The following is a 12,388-nucleotide window of genomic DNA, read 5'->3' on the forward strand; positions in this document are numbered from 1 at the left end:
CGCCTAGAGCACCTCCGGCGCCAGCGAAATGATGCGCATGAACTTCTTGTCTCGCAGTTCACGGCCGACCGGGCCGAAAATACGGGTGCCCCGCGGGTCCCCACCGTCCTTGATGAGCACGGCGGCGTTCTCATCGAAGCGGATGTAGAAGCCGTCGGGCCGACGGCGTTCCTTCGTGGTGCGCACGACAACGGCTTTGACGATGTCGCCCTTCTTGACCCCCGCGCCGGGCAGGGCGTCCTTGACGGTCGCCACAATCGTGTCACCGATGCTCGCGTACCGCCTGCCCGAGCCGCCAAGGACACGGATGGTCAGCAGCTCCTTCGCACCCGTGTTGTCGGCGACCTTGAGTCGCGACTCCTGCTGAATCACGTCTGCTCCTGATATGTGCGCGCGGGCTCATCACCCGCGCTCGCTAGCTGGTCCGCCCCGCCGCGGTGACCGGTCTCCACCAACCGATCACCGCGGCGGGTCAGAGATCGCAGCGGCGATCCCTTACTTGGCCTTCTCCAGGATCTCCACGACGCGCCAGCGCTTAGTCGCAGACAACGGCCGGGTCTCCATCAGACGCACCCGGTCGCCAACACCGGCGATGTTCGCTTCGTCGTGGGCCTTGTACTTGGTGGTGCGGCGGATGATCTTGCCGTACAGCGGGTGCTTGAAGCGGTTCTCCACCGCCACGACCACCGTCTTGTCCATCTTGTCGCTGACGACGTAACCCTCGCGGACCTTGCGGTGGTTACGTTCCTGTGCCGTGGTCTTCTCACTCATTCGGCTGCTTCCTTCGCCTTGTCAGCCGACTCCTCGGCAGCCAGCGGCATGATGCCCAACTCGTGTTCGCGCAGCACCGTGTAGATCCGCGCAATCTCACGCTTGACAATCCGCAAGCGACTGTTGTTGTCCAGCTGCCCAGTAGCGGCCTGAAAACGGAGGTTGAACAGCTCTTCCTTCGCCTCCTTGAGCTTCTCGGTCAGCTCCTTGACGGAGTAACCGCGAAGCTCAGCGGCGGTAAGGGACTTAGCCATTACTCCCCCGCCTCTCGCTTCACGACCTTGCACTTCATCGGCAGTTTGTGGATGGCCCGGCGAAGGGCTTCCTTCGCCACAGGCTCAGGCACACCTGCCAGCTCAAACATCACCCGGCCGGCTTTGACCGGAGCGACCCACCACTCCGGGGAGCCTTTACCGGAACCCATCCGGGTCTCAGCCGGCTTCTTGGTCAGCGGACGGTCCGGGAAGATGTTGATCCAGACCTTGCCACCACGGCGGATGTGGCGGGTCATCGCGATACGCGCCGCCTCGATCTGCCGGTTGGTGACGTAGGCGGACTCCAGAGCCTGGATGCCGTACTCGCCGAAGTGGACGCTCGTACCGCCCTTAGCACGCCCCCGCAGGCTGGGGTGGTGCTGCTTGCGGTGCTTGACCTTGCGGGGAATGAGCATCGTCAGCTCCCCTCGTTCCCGGACTTCGCGGCCTTAGCGGCCTCGGTCGCCTGGGCGGTCGCCTTCTCAGCCTGCTGTTGCTGCTGGCCGCCGCCTCCGCCGCCGCCACGACGACGGCGTCCCGGACGCTCCCGGCGCTGCGGACCAGCAGCACGCTGCGCGGCCTGGGCGGCCTCGCGCTCAGCGCGGGTCATCGGCGCTTCGCCCTTGTAGATCCAGACCTTCACGCCGATACGGCCGAAGGTGGTACGCGCCTCAAAGAAGCCGTAGTCAATGTCGGCGCGCAGCGTGTGCAGCGGCACCCGGCCTTCGCGGTAGAACTCGGAACGCGACATCTCGGCGCCGCCGAGACGGCCACTGCACTGGACACGGATGCCCTTGGCCCCGCTCTTCATCGCGCTCTGAATGGCCTTGCGCATGGCACGGCGGAACGCGACTCGGCTCGACAGCTGCTCCGCCACCCCTTGAGCGACGAGCTGGGCGTCGATCTCAGGGTTCTTCACCTCGAGGATGTTGAGCTGGACCTGCTTGTTGGTCAGCTTCTCGAGGTTGGCACGGATGCGGTCGGCCTCCGCACCGCGGCGGCCGATGACGATGCCCGGCCGGGCGGTGTGGACGTCGACCCGGACCCGCTCACGGGTGCGCTCGATCTCCACCTTGGAGATCCCGGCGCGCTCCATGCCGCGAGTCAGCATCTGGCGGATGGCTACGTCTTCCTTGACGTAGTCCTTGTACAGCTTGTCGGCAAACCACCGGCTCTTGAAGTCGGTGGTCACTCCGAGGCGGAACCCGTGCGGGTTGACTTTCTGTCCCACTATCGGGTCCTTTCCTTCCTCTTGGCCGACGCGGCGCCCACGGTGTCACGCGGCGCGACTTCCACAGTGATGTGGCTCGTCCGCTTGTTGACTCGGAACGCACGGCCGAAGCCTCGCGGCCGAATGCGCTTCAGAGTCGGTCCTTCGTCCACCCAGGCGCGACTGACGACCAGCGTTTCACGGTCCAACTTGTCGTTGTGCTCGGCATTGGCGATGGCGCTGGCGAGCACCTTCCCCACCGGTCCACTTGCCGCCTGAGGTGCGAACCGGAGCACCGCCTGAGCCTCCTCAGCGGGCAGCCCGCGAATAAGGTCCACCACCCGGCGGGCCTTTCGGGGCGTGACGCGGACAAACCGCGCTTGTGCCCTCGTTCCCATCGCTTTTCCCTCGCTCACGGAAATCTCACCCCCACCACCGTGGGGTCCTGACGCTTCTCACAACTGACCGGACGTCCGCTAGCGGCGGCTGCGGCGGTCCTCCTTGACGTGGCTGCGGAAAGTACGCGTGGGGGCGAACTCGCCGAGCTTGTGGCCGATCATCGCTTCGGTGATGAACACGGGGACGTGCTTGCGGCCATCATGCACGGCGATGGTGTGCCCGATCATCTCGGGAACGACCATGGAGCGGCGCGACCACGTCTTGATGACGTTCTTGGTGCCCTTCTCGTTCTGCTCCAGCACCTTCTTCATGAGGTGGTGGTCGACGAAAGGCCCCTTCTTAAGGCTACGTGGCATCAGTCGTGCTCCTTACCGCTTCTTCTTGCTACGCCGACGCACGATGAGCCGGTCGCTGGGCTTGCCCTTCTTACGGGTCCGGCCCTCGGCCTTACCCCACGGGCTGACGGGGTGGCGGCCACCGGAGGTCCGGCCCTCACCACCACCGTGCGGGTGGTCGATCGGGTTCATCGCCACACCACGGACGCTCGGGCGCTTGCCCTTCCACCGCATCCGGCCGGCCTTACCCCAGCTGATGTTGGCGTGTTCGACGTTGCCGACCTGGCCCACAGTGGCCCGGCATGCGACCTCGACCTGCCGCATCTCGCCCGAGGGCATACGCAGGGTGGCGTAGGCACCCTCCTTGGCGAGGAGCTGGATCGCCGCTCCGGCCGCACGGCCCAGCTTGGCACCGCCGCCCGGCTTGAGCTCCACCGCGTGCACGAACGTACCGGTGGGGATGTTGCGCAGCGGCAGGCAGTTCCCCGGCTTGATGTCAGCCGCGGGGCCGTTCTCGACCCGGTCGCCCTGCTTCAGACCCACAGGCGCCAGGATGTACCGCTTCTCGCCGTCCACGTAGTGGAGCAGCGCGATACGTGCGGTGCGGTTCGGGTCGTACTCGATGTGAGCGACCTTGGCGGGAATACCGTCCTTGTCGTGGCGGCGGAAGTCGATCAGCCGGTAGGCGCGCTTGTGGCCGCCGCCCTGGTGGCGGGCAGTGATGCGACCGTGACCGTTGCGCCCGCCCTTGGAGTGCAGCGGACGGACCAGGGACTTCTCAGGCTTCGAGCGGGTGATCTCAGCGAATGTGCTGACGCTCCCCCCGCGACGCCCTGGGCTCGTCGGCTTGTACTTTCGAATGCCCATCTCTTTCGTGCATTCCTTACGTGTGAATCGATCTCAAACGGCACGGCTGGAGATCAGACTCCGAAGATGTCGATCCGGTCGCCGTCCTTCAGGCTCACGATCGCGCGCTTGGTGTCGGGCCGCTTGCCGTAGCCGAACCGGGTGCGCTTGCGCTTGCCTTTCCGGTTAATCGTGTTGACGGAGGTGACCTTCACGTCGAAGATCTGCTCCACCGCCATCTTGATCTGGGTTTTGTTGGCCTCGGGGTGGACCAGGAAGGTGTACTTGTTCTGGTCCAGCAGGCCGTAGCTTTTCTCGGAAATCACCGGCTTGATGATGATGTCCCGAGGGTCAGGGATCCTCACTGGTCGTCCTCCTGAGACGCCGCGATCTTGCTGCCCTTGGCGTGTGCCAGGAACTCCTGGTAACCGGCTTCGGTGAACACGATGTCGTCGGCGTAGAGCACGTCGTAGGTGTTGACCTGGTTGGCGTCGAGGATGTGCACCTCGGGGAGGTTCCGCAGCGCGAGACGGTTGTGCTGGTCTTCGCGCGACAGAACCACCAGCACCTTGTCAGAGTCGGTGATCTTACGCAGCGTCTTCAGCGCAGTCTGGGTGCGCTTGGTGGTGACGTCCTCGGGGACGAACTCGCTGACGACGTGGATACGTCCGTGCTGCGCCCGGTTGCTGAGCGCCCCGCGCAGGGCGGCAGCCTTCATCTTCTTGGGCGTCCGCTGGGCGTAGTCGCGCGGCTTGGGGCCGTGCACCGTACCACCGCCGGTGAACTGGGGCGCACGGACAGAACCCTGGCGGGCCCGGCCGGTGCCCTTCTGGCGGTACGGCTTCTTACCACCACCGCGGACCTCACCGCGGGTCTTGGTGGAGTGCGTCCCCTGCCGGCCTGCGGCCTGCTGGGCGACCACGACCTGGTGGATCAGCGGGATGTTGACCTTCTGCGCGAAGATCTCGTCAGGGAGCTCGACGCTTCCCTTCGCCGCGCCCTCGCGGTCCTTGACCTCGATGGTCGCCATGGCTTACTTGCCCCCCTTCACGGCGGTGCGGACGAGAACCAGGCCACCGTTGGGACCGGGAACCGCACCCTTGACCAGAAGGAGGCCCTTCTCGGCGTCAACTGAGTGCACGGTGAGGTTCTGCACGGTGCGGCGCACGTTGCCCATGCGGCCGGCCATGCGCATTCCCTTGAAAACACGGCCTGGGGTGGCGCAGCCACCAATGGAACCAGGAGAACGGTGCTTGCGCTGGGTGCCGTGCGAGGCGCCGAGGCCGCCGAAGCCGTGGCGCTTCATGACACCGGCGTACCCCTTGCCTTTCGTCTTTCCGGTGACGTCAACCTTTTCACCAGGCTGGAACACGTCAGCGGTGATCTCCTGACCGACCGTGTACTCGCTGGCGTCGGAGGTGCGCACCTCGACGTAGTGGCGGCGAGGGGTGAGGTTGTGCTTACGCAGGTAATCGCCGAGCGGCTTGTTCACCTTGCGCGGGTTGATGTGGCCGTAGCCGAGCTGAATCGCGGAGTACCCATCGGTCTCCGGGGTACGGACGCGAGTCACGACAGCTGGGCCGGCCTTCAACACCGTCACAGGCACAACTTTGCCGGACTCGTCGAAGACCTGGGTCATGCCGAGCTTTTCGCCCAGGACTCCCTTGATCTGCTTGGTCGTCATGTCTTCAGCGTCCTTTAGAGCTTGATCTCGATGTCGACACCAGCCGGGAGGTCGAGCCGCATCAGCGAGTCGACGGTCTTCGGCGTCGGGTCGATGATGTCGATCAGCCGCTTGTGCGTGCGCATCTCGAAGTGCTCACGCGAGTCCTTGTACTTGTGCGGCGATCGGATGACGCAGTACACGTTCTTCTCGGTCGGCAACGGCACCGGGCCCGCGACTTGCGCGCCGGTCCTCGTCACAGTCTCGACGATCCTGCGGGCCGATTTATCGATGACCTCGTGGTCATAGGCCTTGAGCCGAATGCGGATCTTCTGTCCCGCCATGGTGGCCTTCGTCCTTCGTGTCAGTGTCCTAGAGACGCAGCGCCGTAAAGGGCCAGTGCGCTCCGGAGGAACTTCCGGTTGAGGCTCTATTCACCTGAGAAACCGCTACAGGGCTGTTCCCTGCTGGGTGGCATCACCGCAAGAGCCCGATGACGTCCTTCATGGTGTCGGGCGGTCGGGTTGCTGACGGACCCGACCGCCCGACCAGAGTCGTGCTACTTGATGATCTTGGTGACGCGACCCGCGCCTACGGTCCGTCCACCCTCACGGATGGCGAACTTCAGACCCTCTTCCATCGCGACCGGCTGGATCAGCTTGACGGTCATCGAGGTGTTGTCACCGGGCATGACCATCTCGGTGCCCTCGGGGAGGGTAACGACACCGGTGACGTCCGTGGTCCGGAAGTAGAACTGCGGGCGGTAGTTGTTGAAGAAGGGCGTGTGGCGGCCACCCTCGTCCTTGGAGAGGATGACGACCTGGGCCTCGAACTCGGTGTGCGGGGTGGTGGTGCCAGGCTTGATGACGACCTGACCGCGCTCCACCTCCTCGCGCTTGACACCACGCAGCAGCAGACCGACGTTGTCACCGGCCTGGCCCTGGTCGAGCAGCTTGCGGAACATCTCCACACCGGTGACGGTGGTGGTGATCTTGTCGTCCTTGAGGCCGACGATCTCGACGGTGTCGTTGACGTTGATGACACCGCGCTCGATACGGCCGGTGACGACGGTACCGCGACCGGTGATCGAGAACACGTCCTCGATCGGCATGAGGAACGGCTTGTCGATGTCCCGCTGCGGCTCGGGGATGTTCTGGTCCACGGCCTCCATCAGCTCGAGGATCTTCTTGCCCCACTCGGGGTCACCCTCGAGGGCCTTCAGCGCGGAGACGCGGATCACGGGCACCTCGTCGCCCGGGAACTCGTACTCGTTGAGCAGCTCGCGGACCTCGAGCTCAACGAGGTCGAAGATCTCCTCGTCGTCCACCATGTCGGACTTGTTGAGAGCCACGACAATGTAGGGGACGCCGACCTGGCGAGCCAGGAGCACGTGCTCCTTGGTCTGCGGCATCGGACCGTCAGTAGCGGCGACCACCAGGATCGCGCCGTCCATCTGGGCGGCACCGGTGATCATGTTCTTCACGTAGTCCGCGTGACCGGGGCAGTCCACGTGCGCGTAGTGGCGGCTCTCGGTCTGGTACTCCACGTGCGAGATGGAGATGGTGATACCGCGCTCGCGCTCCTCCGGGGCCTTGTCGATGTCCTCGAAAGGCGTGAACGGGTTGAGGTCCGGGTACTTGTCGTGCAGAACCTTGGTAATCGCCGCGGTCAGCGTGGTTTTACCGTGGTCGATGTGACCGATGGTGCCGATGTTTACGTGCGGCTTGGTCCGCTCGAACTTGGCCTTCGCCACTGGATTACTCCTAGACGTACAGGTTGCTTAGCTGGACAGGTGAGGTGTCGTGGCTATTCGCCGCGGGCCTTCGCAACGATCTCCTGCGAGACGTTGGAGGGGACCTCCGCGTAGGAGTGGAACACCATCGTGTAGTTAGCCCGACCCTGGGTACGGCTGCGCAGGTCACCCACGTAGCCAAACATTTCCGACAACGGAACGAGTGCCTTGACGACACGGGTCCCGGCGCGTTCCTCCATGGACTGGATCTGACCGCGCCGGCTGTTCAGGTCACCGATCACGTCGCCCATGTACTCTTCCGGCGTGGTGACCTCAACCGCCATGACCGGCTCGAGGAGAACCGGGTTGGCTTTACTGGCCGCCTCCTTGAAGGCCATGGAACCGGCGATCTTGAAGGCGAGCTCAGAGGAGTCCACGTCGTGGTAGGCCCCGTCCTGGAGGGTCACCTTGATGCCGACCAGCGGGTATCCAGCGAGGACACCGAACTGGGCGGCCTCCTGGCAACCAGCGTCTACCGACGGGATGTACTCCCGCGGGATACGACCGCCAGTGATGTTGTTGACGAACTCGTAGCCCGGGCTGTCACCGTCACCGTCGATCGGAAGCGGTTCGAGGTCGATGACCACGCGACCGTACTGGCCGGCGCCACCCGTCTGCTTCTTGTGGGTGTACTCGACGCCTTCGACCTTGCGGCGAATCGTCTCGCGGTAGGCCACCTGGGGCTTACCGATGTTGGCCTCGACCTTGAACTCTTCGCGCATCCGGTTGACGAGCACCTCGAGGTGCAGCTCGCCCATACCGGAGATGACGGTCTGACCGGTCTCCTCGTCGGTAGTCACTCGGAAGGAGGGGTCCTCCTCCGCAAGACGCTGAATCGCGGTACCGAGCTTCTCCTGGTCGCTCTTGGTCTTGGGCTCGATCGCGACTTCGATGACGGGAGCGGGGAAGGTCATCGACTCCAGGACAATCGGGTTGGCCTGGTCGCACAGGGTTTCGCCGGTGGTGGTGTCCTTCAGGCCCACCACTGCGACGATGTCACCGGCGCCCACCCGCGTGATCTCCTCACGCTTGTTGGCGTGCATCCGGTAAATCTTGCCAATCCGCTCCTTGCGGCCCTTGATGCTGTTGAGAACCTGCATGCCGCTTTCGAGCACCCCGGAGTAGATCCGCAGGTAGGTGAGCTTACCGAGGTGCTGGTCGCTCATGATCTTGAATGCGAGAGCGGCCAGCGGCTCTTCTTCGCTGGGCTTGCGCTGGAGCGTGACTTCCTCGTCCTTGTCCTGGGGGTCGTGACCCTCGATCGCCTCGATGTCCAGCGGCGACGGCAGGTAGGCGACGATGGCGTCCAGCAAGGGCTGCACGCCCTTGTTCTTGAACGCGCTACCGCACAGGACCGGAACGGCGGCACCGGAGATCGTGGCCCGACGGATCGCGGCAACGAGCTGCTCCACCGTGGGCTCCTGGCCCTCGAGGTACAGCTCCATGATCTCGTCATCAGCTTCAGCCACAGCCTCGACGAGCCGCTCGTGGCCCTCCTGCGCGGCCTCTGCGTAGGCGTCCGGGATCTCGATGGTGTCGTACATTTCGCCCTTGGGGGCGTCCGGACTCCAGACGTAAGCCTTCATCCGGATGAGGTCGATGACACCCTGGAAGTCGGATTCGGCGCCAATCGGAAGCTGGACAGCCAGCGGGTTGGCGCCAAGACGCTCGCGGATCATGTCGACGCAGCGCTGGAAGTCCGCGCCGATCTTGTCCATCTTGTTGACGAAGCAGATCCGCGGCACGTTGTACCGGTCGGCCTGGCGCCACACCTGCTCCGACTGGGGCTCGACACCTTCCTTGCCGTCGAACACGGCGACTGCGCCATCGAGGACCCGCAGCGAACGCTCCACCTCAATGGTGAAGTCGACGTGACCGGGCGTGTCGATGATGTTGATCGTGGTGTCGTTCCAACGACAGGTGGTCGCGGCAGACGTAATCGTGATGCCGCGCTCCTGCTCCTCTTTCATCCAGTCCATCGTCGCCGAGCCCTCGTGGGTCTCGCCGAGCTTGTAGTTGACACCGGTGTAAAAGAGGATGCGCTCTGTCGTCGTGGTCTTGCCCGCGTCGATGTGCGCCATGATCCCGATGTTGCGGACCTTGGCGAGGTCAAGAGCAGTGGTAGCCATGGGGCTCGTCTTCTCTCGGTCTCTCGTGTGGCAAACCCGCGGGGGTTACCAGCGGTAGTGGGCGAAGGCCTTGTTGGACTCCGCCATCTTGTGGGTGTCCTCACGTCGCTTGACAGCGGCGCCAAGACCGTTGCTGGCGTCGACCAGCTCGTTCATCAGACGTTCGGTCATGGTCTTCTCACGGCGCAGACGCGCGTACTGCACCAGCCAGCGGAGCGCCAGGGTGGTGCTGCGCGATGCGCGGACCTCGACCGGTACCTGGTAGGTGGCGCCACCAACACGGCGGCTGCGCACCTCGAGGGTGGGCTTCACGTTGTCGATGGCCCGCTTGAGGATGACCAGGGGGTCCTGCCCGGTCTTCTCCCGGGCACCCTCAAGAGCGTTGTAGACGATCGACTGGGCCAGGGATCGCTTACCGTCCCGCAGCACCTTGTTGATCAGTGCAGTGACCAGAGGCGATCCATAGACCGGGTCAGTCATCAGTTGGCGCTTCGGCGCCGGACCTTTGCGCGGCATTTACTTCTCCTTCTTGGCGCCGTAGCGGCTACGAGCCTGCTTGCGGTTGCGAACGCCCTGCGTGTCGAGTGCGCCGCGAACGATGCGGTAGCGCACGCCCGGAAGGTCCTTCACACGGCCACCACGCACGAGCACGATGGAGTGCTCCTGGAGGTTGTGGCCGACGCCGGGAATGTAAGCAGTGACCTCGATCTGGCTGCTCAGCCGGACACGAGCGACCTTCCGCAGCGCAGAGTTCGGCTTCTTCGGCGTGGTTGTGTAGACACGTGTGCACACGCCGCGACGCTGAGGGCTTCCCTTGAGCGCCGGAGTCTTGTTCTTCGAAACCTTGGTCTTACGGCCCTTACGGACCAACTGCTGAATCGTGGGCACCGCGTCTCCGTACTTCCCTCTTGACCTACGCCGGTTCCATAGTCATTGGATGCGCTATGACCTGCTGGATTTCCCGCTCCCCCGACCCCCGCGCTCGGGCGTGTCGCCCCAGTTTCTAAGCACAGTGGAGCACTACACCCGACCGGTGGTCGATTGTTGTGGGAGGAGGTGTCACGCGCCGCTCTCCCCGTCGCCCGCATGCACAGGGACAGACACAAAAAGCGCACACGTGTGACCCGTAGACTCACGGGCACGAAGTTGGAGACTACCGAACCCCGATCACCCGGTCAAAATCGGGGTGACCTGGTCCGGTGTCCGCACTCCGCAGCCTCATGCTGCCGTAGGTCTTCTTCTAGTGTACGGCGTGTCAAGAGTGGTCGCGTTGATTTTTCGGTCCCCACGGACACGCTTTTCCCCAGCGTCAGCGAATTTTCGGTAAACCTCTCCTCTCCGCTGATGCCGGGGAAATGCCATGCCGACTCAGAACAGCAACACGTAGCCGACCACAGTGAGCACGCTCACAACAATCCCAATTGTCGCAAGTATGGTACCTGCTTTGACGAGTTGTTCGCCTTCAAGGTGTCCCTGGGAGTCGCGAATGTTCTTCTTCGCTTTGGGCCCCAGAACCAGGGCGACGACCGCCGGCAGGAGGCCGAGGCCCGGGAGCAGGGCGAAGATACCAAGCCACAAGGTCGCGGTGGCCAAGCCTTCGGTCTCGGGCCACACATCGATGTTGTCGTAGCCGGGGTAGTCCGCGGCTGACCCGCCGACCGGCTCGGTGAACCCGGGGAACTCCTTGGCGATCTTGTCCTTCCGCCGGGAGGCGCGAGCACCCCGATCGCGGACCGGTTCGGGATAGTACCGGTCATCGACGTCGTCGTAGTACTCGTCGTCCCCACCACGCCGGTCGTCGTAGGAGCGGTCCCCTTCCCCGCGCCATCCGCTGTCGTAGTCCTCGTCCCGGTCGTAGCGGCGATCCTCCGGGTAGTCGTCGTAGTCGCGGTCGTCGTAATCCGCGTCCCGGCTGCGCCCGTCGTACCCCAGTTCGTCGTAGCGGTCGCCTTCGAGAACCTCCTCGCTGAGATCGGGAGGCAGGGGGACAGCCCCGGTGTTCTCCTTAACGATCCCTTCCGCGAGGTCCCAGTTGTCGGCTTCGCTCTGAGAGGCCAGTTCCTTGCTGCGGGCCCGGCTCTGCTCGTTGGCGATCGCCAGCAGGGGATCCGCAGTCGACTGCTCCGACGTGTTCTTCTCACCAGGAGAGTCGTGCCGGGTCTCCTCGGCGTCGGTGGAGTCCTCGGCAGCACCGTTCCACCGGTCGTCCGCGGAATCCCGGGACGTGAAATCCGTCGTCTTCAACGAATCCCACGCCGCAGTCGCCTGCGGGTCGTGCGAGCTCGACAAGGGGTCCGAGGAGGTGTCGGTTCTGGAAGACCGCTGGGCAGCGCGTTCCGCGATCTCGCGCACGCTGTCCGGGAGTCGGGGATCATCCCGGCTGAAAGCCCACGTGTTTCCACTGCCGGTACCCAGGGAGCCGCCCAGCGAGGACTCTGCCGCAGAGCGTGACTCTCCCTGGCCTGACGGCCCGTAGCTGCCAGCAGAAGCCCCGCTGCCATCCAACGGACTGCTGCCTCCGGTGCCCAGCCCACTCCACGTGGACTCACCCAGCAGAGAGTCCGCAGCAGACCGCGGCTCCTCCCGCTCCACAGACTCAGCACCACCAGCAGAAGCCCCGCTGCCATCCAACGGGCTACTGCTTCCGGTGCCCAACCCGCTCCACGTGGACTCACCCAACGAGGGCTCCGACGTCGGGCGCGGCTCTTCCCGCTCCACAACGCCCGGAGCACCAGAAGCCCCGCTGTCATCCAGCGGACTGCTGTCTCCGGCGCCTCGACCGCTCCACGTGGACTCACCCAGCAGAGAGTCCGCAGCAGACCGCGGCTCCTCCCGCTCCACAGACTCAGCACCACCAGCAGAAGCCCCGCTGCCATCCAACGGGCTACTGCTTCCGGTGCCCAGCCCACTCCACGTGGACTCACCCAACGAAGACTCTGCCGTAGAACGTGACTCTCCCTGGCCTGACGGCCCGTAGCTGCCAGCAGAA

At 64.5% G+C, this 12,388-nt stretch carries 17 protein-coding genes; all 17 read right to left on the reverse strand.

What is annotated here, in order from left to right; all coding sequences use genetic code 11:
* Positions 1-3: 3 nt before the first annotated feature.
* Positions 4-372 carry a 50S ribosomal protein L14 gene (gene rplN / locus TFU_RS13110; protein WP_011293059.1) on the reverse strand — a complete coding sequence of 123 codons (369 nt, stop codon included), beginning with the start codon at positions 370-372 and terminating at the stop codon, positions 4-6.
* A gap of 123 nt (positions 373-495) precedes the next feature.
* Positions 496-771, reverse strand: a complete 276-nt coding sequence (gene rpsQ, locus TFU_RS13115; protein ID WP_011293060.1) for a 30S ribosomal protein S17 — start codon at positions 769-771, stop codon at positions 496-498.
* Positions 768-1,025 (reverse strand): 50S ribosomal protein L29, encoded by a 258-nt coding sequence (rpmC, locus tag TFU_RS13120; RefSeq protein WP_011293061.1) that lies wholly within the window; start codon positions 1,023-1,025, stop codon positions 768-770. Before rpmC ends, rpsQ begins: the two co-directional genes overlap by 4 nt.
* The gene (gene rplP / locus TFU_RS13125) at positions 1,025-1,441 is read right to left on the reverse strand and encodes a 50S ribosomal protein L16 (RefSeq protein ID WP_011293062.1); all 417 of its coding nucleotides are present in this window, start codon (positions 1,439-1,441) and stop codon (positions 1,025-1,027) included. The genes rpmC and rplP overlap by 1 nt, the downstream gene beginning before the upstream one ends.
* A 2-nt stretch (positions 1,442-1,443) precedes the next feature.
* The gene (rpsC, locus tag TFU_RS13130; RefSeq protein ID WP_011293063.1) at positions 1,444-2,256 is read right to left on the reverse strand and encodes a 30S ribosomal protein S3; all 813 of its coding nucleotides are present in this window, start codon (positions 2,254-2,256) and stop codon (positions 1,444-1,446) included.
* Entirely contained in the window at positions 2,256-2,633 is a 378-nt protein-coding gene (rplV, locus tag TFU_RS13135) for a 50S ribosomal protein L22 (RefSeq protein WP_011293064.1), read from the reverse strand. The genes rpsC and rplV overlap by 1 nt, the downstream gene beginning before the upstream one ends.
* Before the next feature lie 78 nt (positions 2,634-2,711).
* A complete protein-coding gene (rpsS, locus tag TFU_RS13140; protein WP_011293065.1) occupies positions 2,712-2,990 on the reverse strand; it encodes a 30S ribosomal protein S19 in 279 nt (92 codons plus the stop codon).
* Positions 2,991-3,002: 12 nt separating this feature from the next.
* Positions 3,003-3,836: a 50S ribosomal protein L2 gene (rplB, locus tag TFU_RS13145; protein ID WP_011293066.1), complete on the reverse strand. Its 834-nt coding sequence runs from the start codon at positions 3,834-3,836 to the stop codon at positions 3,003-3,005.
* A 53-nt stretch (positions 3,837-3,889) separates the two neighbouring features.
* On the reverse strand, positions 3,890-4,180 hold the full coding sequence (gene rplW / locus TFU_RS13150; RefSeq protein WP_011293067.1) for a 50S ribosomal protein L23: 291 nt from the start codon (positions 4,178-4,180) through the stop codon (positions 3,890-3,892).
* Positions 4,177-4,845, reverse strand: coding sequence for a 50S ribosomal protein L4 (gene rplD / locus TFU_RS13155; RefSeq protein ID WP_011293068.1), 669 nt, complete (start codon positions 4,843-4,845; stop codon positions 4,177-4,179). The genes rplW and rplD overlap by 4 nt, the downstream gene beginning before the upstream one ends.
* A gap of 3 nt (positions 4,846-4,848) precedes the next feature.
* Complete coding sequence (gene rplC / locus TFU_RS13160; protein ID WP_011293069.1) at positions 4,849-5,499, reverse strand: 50S ribosomal protein L3; 651 nt, start codon at positions 5,497-5,499, stop codon at positions 4,849-4,851.
* A 14-nt stretch (positions 5,500-5,513) separates the two neighbouring features.
* Positions 5,514-5,822: a 30S ribosomal protein S10 gene (rpsJ, locus tag TFU_RS13165; protein ID WP_011293070.1), complete on the reverse strand. Its 309-nt coding sequence runs from the start codon at positions 5,820-5,822 to the stop codon at positions 5,514-5,516.
* Positions 5,823-6,037: 215 nt separating this feature from the next.
* Entirely contained in the window at positions 6,038-7,231 is a 1,194-nt protein-coding gene (gene tuf, locus TFU_RS13170) for an elongation factor Tu (RefSeq protein WP_011293071.1), read from the reverse strand.
* Positions 7,232-7,284: 53 nt separating this feature from the next.
* On the reverse strand, positions 7,285-9,399 hold the full coding sequence (gene fusA, locus TFU_RS13175; RefSeq protein WP_011293072.1) for an elongation factor G: 2,115 nt from the start codon (positions 9,397-9,399) through the stop codon (positions 7,285-7,287).
* 45 nt (positions 9,400-9,444) lie between these two features.
* Entirely contained in the window at positions 9,445-9,915 is a 471-nt protein-coding gene (gene rpsG, locus TFU_RS13180) for a 30S ribosomal protein S7 (RefSeq protein ID WP_011293073.1), read from the reverse strand.
* Positions 9,916-10,287 (reverse strand): 30S ribosomal protein S12, encoded by a 372-nt coding sequence (rpsL, locus tag TFU_RS13185; protein ID WP_011293074.1) that lies wholly within the window; start codon positions 10,285-10,287, stop codon positions 9,916-9,918.
* A 480-nt stretch (positions 10,288-10,767) separates the two neighbouring features.
* Entirely contained in the window at positions 10,768-11,751 is a 984-nt protein-coding gene (locus tag TFU_RS13190; protein WP_016189241.1) for a DUF4190 domain-containing protein, read from the reverse strand.
* Positions 11,752-12,388: the final 637 nt, after the last annotated feature.

The sequence above is a fragment of the Thermobifida fusca YX genome (assembly GCF_000012405.1).
In the GTDB taxonomy this organism is placed as follows: Bacteria; Actinomycetota; Actinomycetes; order Streptosporangiales; family Streptosporangiaceae; genus Thermobifida; species Thermobifida fusca.

Coding starts and splice junctions, on each gene's coding strand:
- rplD (WP_011293068.1), bottom strand. CDS start 4,845: ATGGCGACCATCGAGGTCAAGGACCGCGAGGGCGCGGCGAAGGGAAGC.
- rplC (WP_011293069.1), bottom strand. CDS start 5,499: ATGACGACCAAGCAGATCAAGGGAGTCCTGGGCGAAAAGCTCGGCATG.
- rpsS (WP_011293065.1), bottom strand. CDS start 2,990: ATGCCACGTAGCCTTAAGAAGGGGCCTTTCGTCGACCACCACCTCATG.
- rplB (WP_011293066.1), bottom strand. CDS start 3,836: ATGGGCATTCGAAAGTACAAGCCGACGAGCCCAGGGCGTCGCGGGGGG.
- rplP (WP_011293062.1), bottom strand. CDS start 1,441: ATGCTCATTCCCCGCAAGGTCAAGCACCGCAAGCAGCACCACCCCAGC.
- rpsQ (WP_011293060.1), bottom strand. CDS start 771: ATGAGTGAGAAGACCACGGCACAGGAACGTAACCACCGCAAGGTCCGC.
- fusA (WP_011293072.1), bottom strand. CDS start 9,399: ATGGCTACCACTGCTCTTGACCTCGCCAAGGTCCGCAACATCGGGATC.
- rplV (WP_011293064.1), bottom strand. CDS start 2,633: ATGGGAACGAGGGCACAAGCGCGGTTTGTCCGCGTCACGCCCCGAAAG.
- rpsG (WP_011293073.1), bottom strand. CDS start 9,915: ATGCCGCGCAAAGGTCCGGCGCCGAAGCGCCAACTGATGACTGACCCG.
- rpmC (WP_011293061.1), bottom strand. CDS start 1,025: ATGGCTAAGTCCCTTACCGCCGCTGAGCTTCGCGGTTACTCCGTCAAG.
- rpsJ (WP_011293070.1), bottom strand. CDS start 5,822: ATGGCGGGACAGAAGATCCGCATTCGGCTCAAGGCCTATGACCACGAG.